This is a genomic window from Microcoleus sp. F4-D5 (genome assembly GCF_036704885.1).
GTDB lineage: Bacteria > Cyanobacteriota > Cyanobacteriia > Cyanobacteriales > Microcoleaceae > Microcoleus.
Genome location: NZ_JAUBSX010000017.1, coordinates 1 through 18,965, shown reverse-complemented (window position 1 = coordinate 18,965; position 18,965 = coordinate 1). Strand labels below are relative to the sequence as shown.

The following is an 18,965-nucleotide window of genomic DNA, read 5'->3' as shown; positions in this document are numbered from 1 at the left end:
TAAAGTCGCAAAGTTTCCATACTTCCCATATTTATTTATGAAAACCGTTCTGATTGTAGAGGACGATTTGGTTAATGCTCGGGTTTTTTCCAAAATTCTGACTAAGCGGGGGGGCTTAGCCGTGAAGCACACGGAAAATGTTGAAGAGGTGATGCAGATTGCTGCGAACGGCGAAGCTGATTTGATTTTAATGGATGTGTCTCTTTCGCGGAGCGTGTACCAGGGAAAAGCTGTGGACGGCATCAAGATTACTCAACTGCTTAAAGCTGACCCGCAAACAGCCTCGCTGCCGATTATTTTGGTAACAGCTCACGCGATGGCCGGTGATAGAGAAACCTTTTTGGATCAAAGCGGTGCCGACGGTTACATCTCTAAGCCTGTGGTAGACCATCAAGAGTTTGTCAATCAGATCAAGGCTTTGCTCCCTGACTGAGCGAACCGAAGGAAGAAGGAAGAAGAAATAAGAAAGAAGGAAGAAGGAAGAAGGAACAAAGAGTTTTTTGTTTGAACTAACAAACCATTAAAACTCTTGAATTATAAATTATTCTTTTATTCTGACTTATGCCTTCTGACGAATACTTCCTACCTTATTCCTTCTTCTTTTGGATGTGCCGATGGCACAATGCTATGACTTCTGAGGTTTAAGTTTTGAGATAAAGAATTTAATATTTTTCAACTCATGCTCTCGGGGCGTGCGATCGCGAAGAACCAAAAAATCTCCGCGCAGCTCACTCTTATTGCTTGCTGCGCGGCCATCTCAAAACATGAGATTAGTCTTCGTCCTCGTCGAAGTCGTAACCGATATCGTCATCGTCATCGACCACTTCACCTAGGGAATCATCATCGCTCTCAGCGACAAAATCGTCCTCATCAACCTCAACCTCCTCAAAATCCTCATCAACCTCAATGTCAGACCCGCGTCCAATCTCGAAACCGCTGTCGATCGTATAAGCGCGGCGCGCAGTGCGATCGTCGAGTACCACATCCTCCTGCAAATCGTGGATTTCGTCATCAAAAACAGCACCGTCAAAAGCCGCATCCTGAACCCCAGCATCCTCATAGGCATTGAACCCAGTCCCCGCAGGAATCAGGCGGCCGATGATGACATTTTCCTTCAAACCGCGCAGCCAGTCGGACTTACCCTCGATCGCAGCCTCAGTCAGCACCCGGGTAGTCTCCTGGAACGAAGCAGCGGAAATAAAGCTATCTGTATTCAGCGAAGCCTTAGTAATCCCCAGCAGCACCGGAGTGTAGTCAGCCGGAGCCCCGCCAGTAATCGACATCGCCTCATTCACCTGTTCCACCTGCCGCAGTTCCACCAACTCGCCCGGGAGCATAGTAGTATCGCCGCCGTCCTCCATCCGCACCTTGTTAGTCATCTGGCGGACGATTACCTCAATGTGCTTGTCAGAAATATCCACGCCCTGAGACTGGTAAACCGACTGTACCTCATTCACCAAAAAGGTCTGCACCTGCTGGAAACTCTCTAAAGCTGCCTCAAAAGTAGGCTGCCGTTCCTTAAGTACGTGGAAGAACACCTCCAGAATTTCGTGAGGGTTGGCAGGCCCGTCCGTCAAGGCTTCGGCGACACCGACGCGCTGACCGTCGGAAACGATCGGGTTTTGACCCGGTAACAAAGGATACTCTTCAATCCGGCCGTCATCCTCAATCACGGCTAGCTCGACAGCATCGTCATCCGCAACCACCCTCGCCGTACCCGGGCGTTTGGCTAAAATACAAGCTTCCTTGGGCTTGCGCGCCTCCAGCAGTTCCTCAATTCTCGGCAAACCCTGAATGATATCCCCGGTTTTTGCCCGCTCGAACACCAGAATCACCAAATTATCGCCCCGCTGTACCAAGTCGCCGTCCTCTACGTGCAGCACTGCACCTGCGGAAACCCGGTAAGGGCGAGCCACTCTGAGCAAAATTTTCGCCGGTTCCTCGCCTTTTGCCGGTACAACCTTGACCACTTGACCGGATTCTTCCAAAATAATTCCCGGAGCTACTTCGGTACCTGCAACCAGCAGTTGACCGGGTGTGACGGCAGGGGTACCTGCCACAGAAATCGAAATAGAATCGGCATCGCGCATCACCAGCAGGCGGCGCACGGGTTCGTTGTGCCCTTCGCGGATGCCCCGGACTATGCCCGCTTCTTTGCAGAGAATCTCGGTGCGGGCCACGACTGCGCCAGGGGCGATCGACTGACCGTCTTCTACCAACAGCCGCGTATGAGTGCTGCCCTGAGTCGGGTCTGCGGACACGTCCCGCCGAATTACTAGCGATTCCAAAATCACTAACTGCAAGCGGAAAATCCTCGAAGGCTGCTCGTTCTCGCCGTCTTGAGGCAGCGCCAGTTCGCCTGAGACCTCGGCGGCATCAGACGAAGTCCAAGCAGGCCCGGAACCGTCGGCTCCAAAAGCCAGAGCCTCGGGCTCATCCGGCAGCAGCTCGATATCTGCTGCCAGTTGCGGAGCTCCGGAACCGATTTCCAAAATAAGCTGAGTCCGCAGCAGTTCGAGTCCCTCCACCGACTTGACGCGCTCCCCGTCCTTGTAGGGCAGCCGCTGGACTGCTTTGAGGGAGATCGACTCGTTGAGCGCTGTCTGAGAAGGTACGGGCGGCTTGTCGGGGACTGGAAATTCGACCACCGGCCGCAGCAGCAAAGCGGGGCCTTCGGGTGTTTCGATATATTCTGCATAGCCCAATTTGTCTGCAACCAAGCCGGGGAAAATTTGCTGGCCGGCGCTGACAATTTGACCTTCCCCAAAAGTCAGGGGCGGGCGATCGACTGCGTGGAGTTCCCCGGGTTTGATGACAATCTCCCGCAAGATGTCGTTTTTCTGAGTGACTTCTACCGCCCCGCTGGTTTGGCAGAAAATATCTTTAACTACTTCGGTACCGGCCTCGACGTACTGGCCGTCTTCGACCAGCAGCAGGGAAATATCTTTGTTGACCTCGTGACATTCTTCGGGTATCCACAGCAGGGTGCCGCCTTTGACCACTTCGTAGCCGAGTTTTGCCTTGCCCCGCTTGTGGACTTCTACCCCAGCGTACTTGACAATGCCTCCGGTAGCGGTGCGGTAGCTGTCGTCGAGCAATTCTGCGACTACTTCGCCGTTGATGACTTTGCTGCCGGGAGCTGTTTTGAGCGAAAACCGCTGGTTTGATGCTGTTTCGATCGTGTAGTGGTCCCGGCCGCCGGCGCTTTCGGCCCGCACGATTGCTTGGTCGAGCAGGACTTGGGCGGTGATAATTTCGATCTCTCTGGGGTCAGCGATGCGGACTACGCCACCGTGTTCGGAAACGAGTTTTGTTTCGGCGATCACGCTGTTTGCTGGAATCCGATCGCCGTTTTTGACCGCTGGTTCGGCACCGGGGGGCAAGTTGTAGACTTCTCCCGAGAGAATCCAAATCAGCCCGCCTTTGCTGGCGGTGCGGGTAGTGTTGCCTTGGCGGTCGGTTTTTTCCTCCGGCACCAAATCAGCAAATTTGGCTTCTCCTGCTAAGTCGGAGGCTACGTCGGTAGTGACTTTTTCTGTGGTTTTGCGGGCGGCGCGGCCGGCGATGGGCACTTCGGCTAAAACTTGACCGGGAATCGCCCGCTGTCCGTCTTTGACCATTAAAGTAGAACCTTGGGCGATCGCCAGCTCTATTTTCAGTTTTTGATTTTTGGCCCCGGATTTGCCTTCTTCAAAGCCTTCGCCTTCAAATACGAGTTTGCCGTTGTTTTCTGCTACCAGTGCTTCTTCGCCGTGTCTGGTGCGGAAAGAGCGGGTTCGCAAGTTCTTGAATTTGACTGTACCCGGGAAAGGCGCTCGTTCTTGTTTGGCGACTTCTCCGGTGAATACGCCGCCGGTGTGGAAAGTACGCATGGTAAGCTGAGTTCCCGGTTCCCCGATCGACTGAGCTGCAATAATCCCGATCGCCTCTCCCATGTCTACCATTTGCAAGTGGGCCAGACTCCAGCCGTAGCAGTGCTGGCAAACCGAGCGCGTGGATTCGCAAGTCAGGGGCGATCGTAAATAGACCTCTGTCACCCCTGCTTTACCAATTTCTGCGGCCAACTCCTCAGTAATTGGCTGATTGCGGACAGCTTTTTCGCTGCCGTAAGCAACGATTTCCCCGGTTTTGGGGTGCACTACGTCTCGGGCAAAAACACGTCCCAGCAGCCGTTCTTTTAGGGGAATGAGCACGGTAGCTCCGTCTGTCATCGCTCTTACCCGGATGCCCCGCTGAGTACCGCAGTCTACTTCGCGCACGATTACGTCTTGGGATACGTCCACGAGTCGGCGAGTCAAATAGCCGGAGTCTGCGGTGCGTAATGCTGTATCTACCAAGCCTTTGCGCGCTCCGTAGGAGGAAATAATGTATTCGGTGACTGTCAGTCCTTCGCGGAAGTTGGTTTTAATGGGCAAGTCGATGATTTCTCCTTGCGGGTCGGCCATCAATCCGCGCATTCCCACCAACTGCCGCACTTGAGAAATATTCCCCCGCGCGCCGGAGAAGGCCATCATGTAGACCGAGTTGAGCGGGTCTGTGGCTCGGAAGTTTTTGACTACTTCGTCTTTGAGGTCTTCTGAGGTGCTGTTCCAGGTGTCGATTACTTTTTGGAAGCGTTCGACTTCGGTGATTTCGCCTCTGGTGTATTTTTGTTCTGTGATGCGGATTTCTTCTTCCGCCGCATCTAGGAGCGATCTTTTAGAAGGCGGTACTTGCAGGTCATCTACGCTGATGCTGACGCCGGCTTTCGTGGCGTAGCGGAAACCCAAGTCTTTGAGTTTGTCGGCCATTTGGGCTGTACGGGCCGTTCCGTAGTGCATGAAAGACCAAGAGATTAATTTTTTGAGCTGACCTTTGTCAACAACTCGATTGCGAAAAACAATTTCTTTATTTTCTGTCATTTCTCTGGTGTTGGTAATTGGTAATCCGTAATTGGTAATCCCTAATTCATAATTCGTAATTGGCAATCTGTAATTCGTAATTGGTAGTTTTCACGGCGCGTCGAATGCTATTACTTTTTAGCTATTCTTTGTCAGTTATTACCAATTACCAATTACCGATTACCAATTACCAATTTCTAATTGTTAATTACCGATTCGATCGTCTTGTGATAGATAATCCTGCCCGGAGTAGTGCGAATAAACTGATTGATCAACTTGCCCTCTCCGTCTTCCCGAACCCGGCGGAACTTGTATTCTTTCGTCACTATACCGTCGGCAGAGCGTTCCACCTTCAGCGGTTCTCCTTCAGGTTCTGTGTTTTCTATGGGGCCTTGAAACCTCACCCACACGTATGAGTGCAAGTCAACGATTCCTTGTTCGTAAGCGACAACCGCGTCGGTAAGGTTGGAGAAATAGTGACCGGCTCCTTTTTGAGCGTCAGGATTTTCGGCTGTCAAGTAATAGCAACCGAGCACCATATCTTGAGAAGGAGTGACGATCGGTCTTCCGGTTGCAGGCGACATAATGTTGTTAGAAGCCAGCATCAGCAAGCGCGCTTCCGCCTGAGATTCCAGAGACAAAGGCACGTGTACGGCCATTTGGTCGCCGTCAAAGTCAGCGTTAAAAGCCGGACAGACTAGCGGGTGAAGCTGAATTGCCCTGCCGTCCACCAAAATCGGCTCAAAGGCTTGAATCCCCAAACGGTGCAGCGTCGGCGCCCGGTTCAGCATCACCGGGTGTCCTTCAATCACCTCCTGAAGCACGTCCCAAACGCTGGGATCGTTGCGCTGGATCAGTTTTTTCGCAGCTTTGATATTGTTGACCAATCCTTGGCGGATCAAGCGGTGGATGACGAAAGGCTGGAAAAGTTCGATCGCCATTTCCCTCGGCAAACCGCACTGGTGAATTTTCAGTTTCGGACCCACCACAATCACCGAACGCCCGGAGTAGTCAACCCGTTTCCCGAGCAAGTTTTGCCGGAAGCGGCCTTGTTTCCCCTCAATGATGTCCGACAGCGACTTCAGCGGGCGGTTGTTTGCCCCCACAACTGTCCGGCCCCGACGCCCGTTGTCTATCAGCGCGTCCACAGCTTCTTGCAGCATCCGCTTTTCGTTGCGGATGATAATCTCCGGTGCCAGAATTTCTTGCAGTCTGGCCAAACGGTTGTTGCGGTTGATGACTCTCCGGTAGAGGTCGTTGAGGTCGCTCGTTGCAAAACGCCCGCCGTCTAGCTGCACCATCGGCCGCAAGTCGGGGGGAATCACCGGAATCACGTTGAGTACCATCCAATCTGGTTGAGATCCCGTAGCGATGAAGTTGTCAATAACCCGCAAGCGTTTAATTAACTTTGCCCGTTTTTGACCTTTAGCATTAGCAATATCTTCGCGCAACTTTTCCGCTTCACTTTCTAGCGGAATATTTTGCAGCAAAACTTGCAAAGCTTCAGCACCTATGCCTACTTCTACGCCCGTCAGCGTGGAATCTTCGCTGTAAAGTTCGTCTTCTATTTCCAGCCAAGCATCTTCCGTGAGCAATTGCTTGTATTGCAGCTTTTCGGCATTACCGGGATTGAGGACTACATAGGCGTTGAAATAGACGATTTGTTCGACATCTCGCAGGGGCATATCTAATAGAATTGCCATGTAACTCGGGATGCCTTTGAGATACCAAACGTGAGCTACTGGAGCTGCTAATTTGATAAATCCCATGCGATGGCGGCGGACGCGAGATTCAGTGACTTCAACACCGCATCTTTCGCAAACAATGCCTCTATGGCGAACTCGTTTGTACTTCCCACAATGACATTCCCAATCTTTTGCAGGTCCAAAAATGCGCTCGCAAAACAAGCCGTCCATTTCGGGTTTTAATGTCCGGTAATTTATTGTTTCTGGTTTTGTCACCTCGCCAGTTATCTGACCGTTGGGTAAAGTTCTCTCTCCCCACTGTCGAATTCTTTCTGGTGAAGCTAATCCTATCTTGACGTAATCAAAGCGTTGTTCTACCTTAGCCATTTTGACTCCAATTGATTATTTACTGTCGATTAGTGCTGGCACTTTATATTTTTTGTTTGCTTCGTTTTGAACTCAAATCAATATTACTCTCCTCTATAGGTGACGTTTCTTTTAATATCAGAAATGATATTTCTGGATACTCCAAATTCCAGAGCAATTTTAGCAATGGATTCTCCGGCTTGGATTCGTTCTCGGATCTCAATAGCTTGAGCAAAAGTAAATTTGCGTTCGACATATCCACCCGTGCGAGGAAGTGGAACCTGTTGACCTACTTCCTTCCAAGTGACGTGATATTTAATATCGTGTATGGTTTTGCGGCCGACACTGTATTCCTGTGCTACATCCTTCATCCTCTCTCCTGCTGCTAGCTTTTGTCGAATTTCTCGCACCTTTTCCCAATCTAATTTGGCATTGGAAAGAGGATGACTTTTTCCTTGAGTGCGTCCTTTCTTAGAAGCATCTAAGAAATTTTGAGTGCGAGTACCAGCCCAAAGGTGTTCTGGATTGATGCAACTGGGATTGTCGCAGGTATGACAAGCATCCATCGAAGTCGGAAGTTCATATCCTAATTTCTCGGCTAAAACAGCACGAGTCACTGATTTTGATTTTCCATTTTTCAAGTACCTGCCATAACCTGGACCGTCTTGTGAACCTTGGAAAATGATGCAGCCGCTATCTTGAATTTCTCCTAAAAAATTGGGTGAAACTGTAGTGAAGTTATCGGGAATATTTGTCTGAAGTATCTTAGTAATAGTTTCATGTTGTACTCCATACTCTTTTGCTAGGTGGTTCTTGATGGTTCCAGATAAATATTTAGTCTGAATTTCCCGCAGTTGTGCGATCGACAATATGCCAATACCCCGAATACTTTTGCGTCTGGGAGTTTTGCGATCGCGCCCAATCATCTGCCCGGTATTCTCAGCAGCAGTACCTACTACCAGATGTGCCGGGTTGATGCAGCTTCGATTGTCGCAGGTATGGCACCCAAAATAACCGGAACCGAGGAACCCTGCTATTTTCGATTCGAGGACTAATCGATGGACTAATACCGTTTTGCCATCGAGCCACTTGCGCGCGTAACCGTTGCCAAACTTGCTCCCTTGCCAGTTAATACAGCCAGTCTTCAGGTCAACTTCTCCTTCTATTCCTGGGACAACTGTTACAATATTCATGTTCAGCGTCTCTCCTGTTTAGAGCGTTGATTCGCCTCAGCAGTGTTCGTACCACTGCTGAGGCATTTTAATTTGAGATTGTCGATTAAAGATTTTAGATTGAATGCTGTCAAAAAAGCTTGAATCTAAAATCTTTAATGCCTAATCCTCGTCAAGTTCGTCACGAGAAAGCGATTCGTAAGTAGGCCGGGAGGGCGATCGCCTGCCCCCGGCATCGGCCATCAAATCAACCTCAACGTGTTCGCTGCCGTCGTCAGAGGTATTGACCTTGTGCACGGCAATATCCAAGCACAAAGACTGCAACTCCCGCATCAGCACCTTGAAAGATTCCGGTGTACCGGGACGCGGAATAGCCTTGCCTTTGACGATCGCATTCAGCGCTTCATTCCGCCCCTGCATATCATCCGACTTGACAGTCAGCAACTCTTGCAAAGTATAAGCTGCGCCGAACGCTTCCAGAGCCCAGACTTCCATTTCTCCGAACCGCTGACCTCCCTGCTGCGCTTTGCCGCCTAGAGGCTGCTGCGTTACCAGCGAGTAAGGGCCGGTGCTGCGGGCGTGGATCTTATCGTCTACCAAGTGCACCAGCTTCAGCATATAGGCGATGCCGACTGTAACGGGGCGATCGAACGGTTCTCCAGTTCTGCCATCGTAGACAATCGTCTTGCCGGGGTGCTTTTCGTTAAATACCCACGGCTTGCCCGTTTTTTCGCGCGCCTCCTGTAGCTTGCCGTGTACGGTTTCGCGAGACTTTTCAGCGCCGTGCATTTCATCAAAAGGCACCATCTTGAAGCGCATCGACAGATTTTCGCCGGCCCATCCGAGCAAACACTCAAAGATTTGACCTACGTTCATCCGCGACGGCACGCCCAAGGGATTGAGCACCAAATCAACCGGAGTCCCGTCTGGCAAGTAAGGCATATCCTCCATCGGCAGAATCCGGGACACAATACCCTTATTCCCGTGGCGGCCGGCCATTTTGTCGCCGACTTGAATCTTCCGCTTTTGAGCTACATACACGCGGACGACCATGTTGGCACCGGGGGGCAGTTCGTCCCCCTGTTCGCGGGTAAACACCCGCACGTCCACCACGCGGCCTTTTTCGCCGTTAGGGACGCGGAGGGAATTGTCTCGCACGTCGCGGGCTTTTTCGCCGAAGATTGCCCTGAGCAGTTTTTCTTCCGGCGGTTGGTCGGATTCGCCTTTGGGGGTGACTTTGCCGACTAGGATGTCGCTGGCTTCTACCCAGGCACCTTTGCGGATAATGCCCTGTTCGTCTAGCTGGCGCAGCGCGTCTTCGCCGACGTTAGGAATTTCGCGGGTGATTTCTTCGGGGCCGAGTTTGGTTTGGCGGGCTTCGATTTCGTATTTTTCAATGTGGATCGATGTGTAGATATCTTCGTACACCAAACGCTCGCTAATTAGCATGGCGTCTTCGTAGTTGTAGCCTTCCCAAGGCATATAAGCTACGAGGATGTTGTGACCCAGAGCGAGTTCGGCTCCTTCGGTGGAGGAACCGTCGGCGAGAACTTGACCTGCTACGACTCGATCGCCCTCATAAATCAGCGGACGCTGGTTTAAACAAGTATCTTGGTTAGAGCGCTGATATTTTTGCAGTTCGTGTTCGATGCAGCCAGCATATTTTTGCTTCCAAACCGAGGGCTGTTTGACTTTGAGATCGTCGTATTCCTTAATCAGGAAATGTTCTTCGCTGGAATTAGATTCGGCATCCTCAGCCAGGGGTTTGACAATAATCCGGGTAGCGTCGATGTAAATCACCTCGCCGTTAATCCGGGAAACCACAACCATCCCGGAATCTCGCGCCGCCTGAGCTTCTAAGCCCGTACCGACTAGGGGCCGTTCTGGTTTCAGCAGCGGCACAGCTTGCCGCTGCATATTCGATCCCATCAGAGCTCGGTTGGCGTCGTCGTGTTCCAGGAACGGAATCAGCGATGTCGCGACGGAGACGATTTGCACCGGCGAAATCGCCATGTAGTCCACCTGCATCGGCGTAGTCGTCGTAAATTCTTGGCGGTAGCGGACGGCTACGGTTTCGCCCAAGAGGTTGTTGTTTTCGTCGAGGCTGATGTCTCCGGGGGCGACGCGCAAATCGTCTTCTTCGTCGGCTGTCATGTAAACGGGGGCTTTGTCGCGCAGCACCCGTCCTTTTTCTACTGGATAAAAAGGAGTTTCAATGAAGCCGTAGGGGTTGACTCGGGCGTGGGTTGCCAAGGAACCGATCAGACCGGCGTTGGGGCCTTCTGGTGTTTCGATCGGGCAAATCCGGCCGTAGTGGGACGGGTGAATGTCCCGCACCGCAAACCCGGCGCGCTCGCGAGTCAGACCTCCAGGGCCCAAGGCGGAAAGCCGGCGCTTGTGAGTCAGTTCTGCCAGGGGGTTGGTTTGATCCATGAACTGGGATAGCTGGGAGGAACCGAAGAATTCCTTGATTGCTGCTACCAGCGGTTTGGGGTTGACCAGAGAAGCGGGGCTGAGGGAGTCGGCATCCGAGACGGTCATCCGTTCGCGGATGATCCGTTCTAAGCGGTTGAGGCCGACCCGCACTTGGTTTTGCAGCAGTTCTCCGACACTGCGGACGCGACGGTTGCCTAAGTGGTCGATGTCGTCGGTGGAGCCGATGTCGAATTCGAGGTTAATTAAGTAGTCGATCGCCGTCAAGATATCTTGCGATGTCAGCACCCGCATGGTATCGGGGACTGTCAAGCGCAATTTTTTGTTGAGTTTGTAGCGGCCGACTCGGCCCAAATCGTAGCGTTTGGGGTCGAAAAAGCGCGAGTTGAGGAGCTGTTCGCCGCCCGCGACGGTGGGGGGTTCGCCTGGACGGAGTTTGCGGTAGAGCTCCATCAAAGCTTCTTCTTCGCCGAATTGTCCTTCTTTCTCGATCGTTTTTTGGAAGTATTCCGGGTGGCGGAGTGAGTCGTAGATTTCGCCGTCTGTGAGTCCGAGGGCTTTGAGCAGCACCTGGGCTGAGAGCTTGCGGGTTTTGTCGATTCTGACCCAGACTAAATCGTTTTTGTCTGTTTCAAATTTCAGCCAAGCACCGCGGTTGGGGATCAGACTGGCGTTGTAGGAACGGCGACCGTTTTTGTCGGTTTCCGATTTGTAGTACACGCCTGGGGAACGCACGATTTGGTTGACAATCACCCGTTCTGCGCCGTTGATAATGAAAGTGCCGCGCTCGGTCATCAACGGCAAATCGCCGATGAAGACTTCTTGTTCTTTGATTTCCCCTGTTTCTTTGTTAATCAGGCGGGTGGGTACGTACATTTGCACCGAGTAGGTGCTGTCCCTGCGCTTGGCTTCGTCCACATCATATTTTGGGCGCTTGAGTTTGAAGTCTTTGCCCATGAAGTGGAGTTCCAGCTTGCCCGTGTAGTCTGTAATCGGGGAGAAGCTGTCGAGTTCTTCGATCAGCCCGGCTTCTAGGAACCAGCGAAAACTTGCCCGCTGGATTTCGATCAGGTCGGGCAAGGTGAAGGCGAATTCTGTGTAATCTTTAGTGGTCATGGGGGTCCTTTTTCCGCAGTGGCTCTAGCTTTTTACATGGCGCCAAGGCTTGGCGTTTTTACCTTGTTGCGTTTTTTTGATGGATTGTGTGAGAGAATTTATATGATGTTTTCGATCGCCTGCCAACTGATGCAACGGTTATTATTGCTGGTGGCTCGCATTATTTTTGTGCGGATTTTTGTTTCGATAGAGATGCTTTTAGCTCTGATCTCGTGGTATACCAGGGTTAATTCCCTACACTTTTGACTCCTAAAATTGACTTGACAGCTATTGCCAAATTGCTGAGGTTCCAAGTTTCTTCTGATGTGTAAGTTTGAGTGTGTAAGTTTGAGCTATTGCCTGAAGTTTTGACCGCTCCCGAAGGTTAGCGTACTCGCGTTGTGTTGGCCTCAAGCGGGCGACATCGCAGTCGCGGATACTAAGCCAACGCCCGATCGGTCGGTTCTTTTTATTATAGGACGCAAATCCGATCGCAACAGGCAACGCCAAAAGAATCTCCTATAAAGGATGAATCCGGTTTTTCTGGCAGGAGATAAATGGGATTGTCCCGATCGCTGGCTCCTAAATCGACCTGTTTTCCTGGTTTCTCTGCTCTGCTATAACTAAACTGAAAAGCCGAATAGCTGACAGGCATTTTTGGTTGTCTGCTGGGACAAAGTTAAGAGAGAAACTCCTCTCAATTTAGCAACTTGCTCGGCTACGTAGTAGACATAGGCTGGTTCGTTGCGTTTTCCCCGCTGGGGTACGGGGGCGAGAAAAGGGCAATCTGTCTCGACTAGGATGCGATCGCTATTTACCATACAAGCTGATTCTTGTATTTGCAAGGCTTTTTTAAAGGTGACTGTTCCGCTAAAACTGATGTAGAAACCTAGGTCTAAAAACCACTGGGTTTCTTCGGGTGTGCCTCCCCAGCAGTGCATGACCCCGCGCACTGGCCCGCGTGTTTGCCAAAAGTTCCTCAGCATTTCGGCCATTGGGGCGGCGGCGTCGCGACAGTGGATAATGACTGGTTTGTCAAGTTCCTGGGCGATTGCAAGCTGTGCCTCAAACACTTTAAACTGGTGTTCTCGATCGTCAGCTTTATAAAAGTCCAGTCCGGTTTCGCCGATCGCCACTACCCTAGAGTCCGAACTTGCTAATTCCCTAATCTGGCTCGCAGTCTCGTCTTTCCACTTGTCCGCATCTAGGGGGTGGAGTCCAACCGCAAAGGACACTTCTGCAAACTGGTTGGCGATTGCTTGAATGCCGGCAAACTCTTCTGGCTCTACACAAGAATGAACCAGCCGAACTACACCAGCTTCGCGCCAGCGTTCTCGAATGGCTTCTAACTCAGATTTGTAGATTTCAAAGTTGATATGAACGTGAGTGTCGATGAGCTGCATGGGGGAAGCAGATTAGAGGTGATACGGGAGAGTCCTGGTGGGATAGGGCGAGGGGGGAGTGAGAGAGTCTGGGAGTGGCAGTGGGAGAGAGTGTGCGGGAAAAATCTTCCGTCTTCTTTCTTCCTTCTTCCTTCTTCACGCTTGACAATCAAGCATCCAGGATACCCGCCACGTGATTCATTCCGAAAGCAGACTCAGGATCCAGAAATAAAAAACCTGTATCCGATGAAACTTGCCGAACGTATTTATCTCGCGCAAGTCAATGCTTCAATCGAAAATCGAAAATCGAAAATCGAAAATCGATTGACTTCTTCCCTCAACATCCATCCCTTCAATCTTGTACACTGCTTCGTTGCCGAACTTTCTGCTTCCTTAAGATGCTACCGATACTTCGTGCGGCTTGAGGGTTCTTGCCAAGCGGGACTTTTTGCGAGCGCCGTTGTTGCGGTGGAGTACACCTTTTTTGACAGCTTTGTCAATTTTGCTGTAAGCCTCAGACATTCGCTGCTGGACTTCTTGCATTAATTCCGGGCTCGGAGCTGCGGCGTACTTCTCTACGGCAGCGAAATACTTCTTCATCAAAGTTTTGACCGCTGACTTGTAAGATTTGTTGTACAAGCGGTTACGTTCGGCGATTTTGACTCGTTTGACGGCGGACTTAATATTTGCCATAGTTCAGTTGCTGGAAGTAGGTATTCATTGATACACCCTAGTCTCAAGACAGTCCCAAGACACGGGGATTTTGAAGGACAACCTTTTCGGGATCGATCCGCAAAAAGCTTGATTTTTAATGGCGGAGTGAGACAGCCACTCTCCATTCGCTCAGATTGAGCTGAGTCTGTGGCTACTTTTTGGCGACGCCCGCGCAATAATTTTTTATTGACTCATTTAACTGCCTGTTTTTTACCCCTGACAATACCCACAGGTATGACACGGCTGTTACGGAGGCGTTTTGCGGTGTTTCCACCGTCACGAGTTAAAGTCACGGTTTCTTGCGCGCAATTTTCAAGTATACAATAATTTGGCGTTTTTTTATAAAAAAATTATCAGGTGTTGGAAAAACCAATATAACACCTATTTTGCTTAAAATCCAATTCTCGGAAAAATCCAAGTTAAGCTATAACAAAGAGTACGGGTGATTTGGGCTTCGGCAAGAAGCACTTACCGAAGGTAGAAGGTAAAAAGCTGAAGGTAGAAGGTAGAAGACAGCCGGATCTGAAGGTAGAAGCTAGAAGGCAGAACAAAAATTCTCCCGCTCGAACACTCTCCCTCTCGGATATTATCGGGGTCGGACACTCTCCCCCTCTGCGTTCCAACCCTCTCCCTCCGCACCCGGTTCTTTGGCGGGCAATTCCTAGAGAAGGTTGTGACTTGTCCTCAGTGTGGCAAAATCCTCGACAGAGATTTAAACGCTGCACTGAAGCCTTGGAAAATTCCGCGACTATCCCGGTTTAAGCTTGTGGACTGGTGGTAGCCTACTTCTCTAGGAGCTCCCCACAAAAATCCCCAATTGTCAAGCAAATGTTAGTGAATTTATAGACGGCATTCCTAATCTCCATGCTGCGAATCATTACTCAGTGGGTTGAGGCACAAGCTGAACTGCGACGGATCTGCGATCGCACCCATGACGAACTTGTCGTTCACAAAGAAGCCACCGTGCGGGAGGTGCTGCAAGCTGTAAGGCGCAGAGGCGATCAGGCTGTGCTGCACTACACTGCTGAATTTGACCGCATAACCCTAAATGTCGAAGATGTACGGGTGAGTGGCGCCGAATTGGATGCTGCTTACCAGCAGGTGTCGAAAGAATTATTAAATGCCATCCGCACAGCTTGCAAACAGGTAGAGGCGTTTCACCGACAGCGCGTACCCAAGTCTTGGGTGCAGTTTGGCGATGACGAGATTGTTTTGGGCAAGCGCTACACGCCGGTCGATCGAGCGGGAATCTACATTCCTGGCGGTCAGGCGTCCTATCCGAGCTCGGTGATCATGAATGCGATTCCTGCGAAGGTCGCCAAGGTGCCGAGACTGGTGATGTGTACTCCCCCCGGACAGGAGAAGAAAATGAATCCTGCGGTGCTGGTAGCGGCTCAGGAAGCGGGAGTTGATGAGATTTATCGGGTCGGCGGGGCGCAGGCGATCGCGGCTTTGGCCTACGGTACGGAAACTATTCCGAAGGTGGATTTAATTACAGGGCCGGGGAATATTTACGTCACCCTGGCTAAAAAACTGGTTTACGGGACTGTGGGGATCGATTCTCTGGCTGGCCCGTCGGAAGTGCTGATTATTGCCGATGGTTCGGCGAATCCCGTGCACGTGGCTGCGGATATGTTGGCTCAAGCTGAGCACGATTCGATGGCGTCGGCAATTTTGCTGACGGCGGATTCGGTGCTGGCTAGGAAGGTTGTGGCTGAGGTAGACAGACAGTTGGCAAATCACCCGCGCCGAACTTTAACAGAAAAGGCGATCGTCAACTACGGTTTAGTCGTAGTAGTTGACTCGCTCAAAGCGGCGGCGGAACTCTCTAACGAGTTTGCGCCCGAACACTTGGAATTGCAAGTTGCAGATCCCTGGGCTTTGCTCGACCAAATTCGCCACGCTGGGGCGATTTTCTTGGGCTGCTCGACGCCGGAAGCTGTAGGTGATTATTTGGCTGGCCCGAATCACACTTTGCCGACTTCTGGGGCTCCGCGCTATGCGTCGCCGCTGGGTGTCGAAACTTTTATCAAGCATTCGAGTTTGATTCAATATTCGCCTGCTGCACTTAAGAAGGTGAGTAGGGCGATTAATGTTTTAGCCGAAGCAGAGGGGCTTCCTTCTCACGCGGATTCGGTGCGGCTGCGGACTGAAAATGAGGGAAAGGGTGAGTTTTAGATGGTAAATTTGAGATTGGCGATCGGCAAAATACATAGGTAGTCAAAAGCGAGTGAAATGCAATGAAAGGAAGCAATTCTCTTGCGATTATGGTAGCTTTACATTCTGTGACAAGCGATCCAGTTTATTTGCACCTACCTACTTACGCACTGCGGGCTTAAGAAACCCGGTTTCTTCAAGAATCTTGCTTAAATGACGCAATTATGTTAAGAAACCGGGTTTTTGGGTAGGTAATAATGATGTTGGTGGGGAGCGCGAAATTGTGGAAATTAGGCGACAATCAACGAAAAATTTAAAGTCTAAATATCTGAAATTTAAAGGTGCATGGTATTGAATACTGTTTTGGTAGCGATCGACAATTCAGAGTTAGCGACTCAGGTACTGCAAGTTGTCGGACACTTTCACCTAGAACCGACGGCAAAGGTGATTCTAGTTCATGTTGTCAGTTATGGTACGTCGGATTTTGACGAGGTTGTCGATCGACCTCACGCTCAGGGAGATGAAATTGCTTACCGAGAGGTAGAGAAGTTGCTGCAATCTTATCAGGAAAAGTTGCCTTGCCAGAGCGAATTGGAGATTGTTTCGGGGGAGCCAGCGGCGGAAATTTTGCGTTTGGCTCATATTTATAAGGCCGATTTAATTGCGATCGGCTGTCGGGGTTTAACCGGTTTAAAGCGGATTTTGGAGGGTTCGGTGAGTGCTGAAGTTGTGGCTGAGGCTCCTTGTTCGGTGTTGGTGGTGCGCGCGAGATGAGCGGGAAAACCCCATAACCGCTGCAATGGGTAGAGTAGATATCAACCGAATTGCTGCAATCCCTTACTGTGCAAATTCTGCTCGATGTGCTGCATTTCCTTCATATCCTCACCCGCAACTATCCCGTAAATTTCCGTGTAGATTTTTCCGTATTTAACCTTCTCTAAAGCCGACAAGATTATCAAGTCCTTGCGATCGAGTTCGGGTTTCAGTGTGACAAGAATGGAATCCAAAGTTCCATCCATTCGCCAGTCACTGGAATATTTAGCCACCTCCTTTCCCAGCCCCAGTAAGGTATGGCGCTGCACACAAAGCGGAGTCGATCCATTAACTCGGAAATTGGCATCTATGGCATACAACTGTCCCTCGGAGTCTTCCAGCACGTCGAAGCCAATAACCCCGAAATAACCCTGTTGGTGAGCATATTTACCAATAGCGGCAATCATCTCAAAAAACCTACTCATGTTGGTTTCGCGGTAGTGAATCAGTCCCCCTAAATAGCTGCCTTCAGGGGTAACAAGTTGGCTGGTAGTGCCGATGAGCCTGATATTTCCTGTTTTGCTTACATAAAACTGCACGCAGTAGTTCTGCACTTCATTCTTGACGAATTCCGAGACAATAATCGTATCCAGCAACTTAATATCGAGATATTTCCTCACTTCCTGCAAGCAGTATTTCAGATCGCTGGCGCTTTTGATAATATAAGTGCCTTCTCCAGAAAGTCCGTGGGATGTTTTAATCAAGTAGGGGAATTGCTCTGGTAACTCAATGCTTTCGAGATTGACTTGGTGCAGATTGTAGCTTTGGTATTTCGGACATTGCACCCCTAATTCTGCTAGCGTTGCTTTGCTGAGCAAGTGGTAGTGGATGTCGGGATGGACGGCGTGTTTTTCCGGTTTGAGATTGTCGAAGGGAAATAGAGTCAGGAGTTTGTCAAAGCGATCGCTTATACTGAGATCTTCGAGATAAGTTGAGCAGTCAATCATCTCCATACTGCTGTAGCTGAAGCCCAAATGCTCCCGCCAATAGTCAATCAGCGAGTTCGGCGGCTCATTAATTACAATCCCTGGAATGGCATCGCCTAACACAGCCAGATTTTTCCAAGGTTCCTTCTGACCGATCTTGTCGAAAGAAGTTTTGGTAGCTTCACTGCTGCCGTCTTGAATAAAGTATTTTTTCCTGTTGGGGTAAGCAGCCCAACTGGCAGTTGCAGGGTAATTTAGGATGAACGCATAACGTGCATCTGTGATGTCTGGAGCAAACAAATCGGAAAGAGAATTGCCTTGAAAGTAAGGAAAGTCGTATGTTGAGTTCATAGAAACCTCCAAGTCGAGTTTGAATAGAATTGTTTTCCCGGCCGCTAAGTAGCTCGACATAATTAAAAGTAGGGTGGGCAATGCCCGCCCTACAAATTGAAAAAGTGTTTATTGATGTCCAGCTACTTAATACCTAGGAAACAAGATATTAGTTGCGGAATTTTAACTCTCTCCAACCATTGGTGACAAGTTAAGACTTAATTGCATTTGTCAATCAGTAATATTACTCACAAAAACTGCTGTTTTAGGAGTGGAAAATTTACGATTTGAGAGGGAGTAGGTATAAGTATCACCCTCGGCACGATCGCACGATCGCCTAAATCTCAGTTTTGAGCCCAAAATCCGAGTAAATATCGAGCATAATTGCTGATTGACAAATGCTTTTTTAGCTTAACTTGTTACCAATGCTCTCCAACTAGAGAGAATGCAACCTCAATAATTTCAACGATGGACGAGTTGTTTTTTCTTAGTGAACACAGCCACCTTGTCCATTTCTTCGGTTCTATAAGCACAAGCCATGTCGGTTGAATTATGCGCCCAGCCAACCCGCCCTCATTCGTAACAAGTTAAGCTTGGATGGCAATTGTCAAGGGGATTTGAGAAGATGTTTCAAAGAAAAAGCAGTCAGCTCCTCGCTGTCGTTCGGGGAAAGGCGCAATAATTAACTTAACATTGGGTTTTCGCGGAGATTTAACAATACCTAAATCGCGGTTTTCTGGCGCGGCAAAATACTCAATTGGGTCAGTTGCTTGACCTTTTTGATGGGCTACATAAAAATGGTAAAGACCTCGGTAAATCATTTCTAATGAAATCGCATCTATTGGTAAAGAGAGTTGGTCAGCAACGGCATCACCTAAATCGACCAAAATTGCATAAAATATCCAAGTCCCCCAAATTTGAAGCTGAATGCCGTTGAGAGAACCCGTCCACAAATAACTTAAGCCCAACAGCCGCTTGACGGTATTGAAAGCTTCTTCGATTCTCCAACGCC

At 50.0% G+C, this 18,965-nt stretch carries 11 protein-coding genes and 1 pseudogene; 3 read left to right on the top strand and 9 right to left on the bottom strand.

The features are described 5' to 3' along the window. The first annotated feature begins 37 nt into the window (after positions 1-37). Positions 38-433 (top strand): response regulator, encoded by a 396-nt coding sequence (locus QUA80_RS10635; RefSeq protein WP_333241348.1) that lies wholly within the window; start codon positions 38-40, stop codon positions 431-433. A 337-nt stretch (positions 434-770) separates the two neighbouring features. Here the strand turns inward: QUA80_RS10635 and QUA80_RS10630 are convergent, their stop codons facing one another. The 7 genes from QUA80_RS10630 to rpsT form a co-directional block, all read right to left on the bottom strand. Beyond that, positions 771-4,919: a DNA-directed RNA polymerase subunit beta'' gene (locus QUA80_RS10630; RefSeq protein WP_333424049.1), complete on the bottom strand. Its 4,149-nt coding sequence runs from the start codon at positions 4,917-4,919 to the stop codon at positions 771-773. Positions 4,920-5,077: 158 nt separating this feature from the next. Then, positions 5,078-6,952 carry a DNA-directed RNA polymerase subunit gamma gene (locus QUA80_RS10625; protein ID WP_333423928.1) on the bottom strand — a complete coding sequence of 625 codons (1,875 nt, stop codon included), beginning with the start codon at positions 6,950-6,952 and terminating at the stop codon, positions 5,078-5,080. 83 nt (positions 6,953-7,035) lie between these two features. Next, positions 7,036-8,124 (bottom strand): HNH endonuclease, encoded by a 1,089-nt coding sequence (locus QUA80_RS10620; protein ID WP_333423926.1) that lies wholly within the window; start codon positions 8,122-8,124, stop codon positions 7,036-7,038. Positions 8,125-8,265: 141 nt separating this feature from the next. Then, positions 8,266-11,652, bottom strand: a complete 3,387-nt coding sequence (gene rpoB, locus QUA80_RS10615) for a DNA-directed RNA polymerase subunit beta (protein ID WP_333423924.1) — start codon at positions 11,650-11,652, stop codon at positions 8,266-8,268. A 451-nt stretch (positions 11,653-12,103) separates the two neighbouring features. Further along, complete coding sequence (locus QUA80_RS10610; protein ID WP_333423922.1) at positions 12,104-12,286, bottom strand: hypothetical protein; 183 nt, start codon at positions 12,284-12,286, stop codon at positions 12,104-12,106. Further along, positions 12,255-13,034 (bottom strand): TatD family hydrolase, encoded by a 780-nt coding sequence (locus QUA80_RS10605; RefSeq protein ID WP_015179156.1) that lies wholly within the window; start codon positions 13,032-13,034, stop codon positions 12,255-12,257. The genes QUA80_RS10610 and QUA80_RS10605 overlap by 32 nt, the downstream gene beginning before the upstream one ends. Before the next feature lie 372 nt (positions 13,035-13,406). Then, a complete protein-coding gene (rpsT, locus tag QUA80_RS10600; RefSeq protein ID WP_015179155.1) occupies positions 13,407-13,706 on the bottom strand; it encodes a 30S ribosomal protein S20 in 300 nt (99 codons plus the stop codon). 885 nt (positions 13,707-14,591) lie between these two features. Here rpsT and hisD point away from each other — a divergent pair. Together hisD and QUA80_RS10590 are read left to right on the top strand one after the other, a co-directional pair. Beyond that, positions 14,592-15,905: a histidinol dehydrogenase gene (gene hisD / locus QUA80_RS10595; RefSeq protein WP_333423919.1), complete on the top strand. Its 1,314-nt coding sequence runs from the start codon at positions 14,592-14,594 to the stop codon at positions 15,903-15,905. A gap of 324 nt (positions 15,906-16,229) precedes the next feature. Then, on the top strand, positions 16,230-16,658 hold the full coding sequence (locus tag QUA80_RS10590; protein WP_333423917.1) for a universal stress protein: 429 nt from the start codon (positions 16,230-16,232) through the stop codon (positions 16,656-16,658). A gap of 41 nt (positions 16,659-16,699) precedes the next feature. On the opposite strand, the gene QUA80_RS10585 is transcribed toward QUA80_RS10590, so the two are convergent. Both QUA80_RS10585 and QUA80_RS10580 read right to left on the bottom strand, forming a co-directional pair. After that, positions 16,700-17,974: a carbamoylphosphate synthase large subunit gene (locus QUA80_RS10585; protein ID WP_333423915.1), complete on the bottom strand. Its 1,275-nt coding sequence runs from the start codon at positions 17,972-17,974 to the stop codon at positions 16,700-16,702. A gap of 566 nt (positions 17,975-18,540) precedes the next feature. Beyond that, a pseudogene (locus QUA80_RS10580) lies at positions 18,541-18,965 on the bottom strand (IS4 family transposase); the annotation flags it as partial.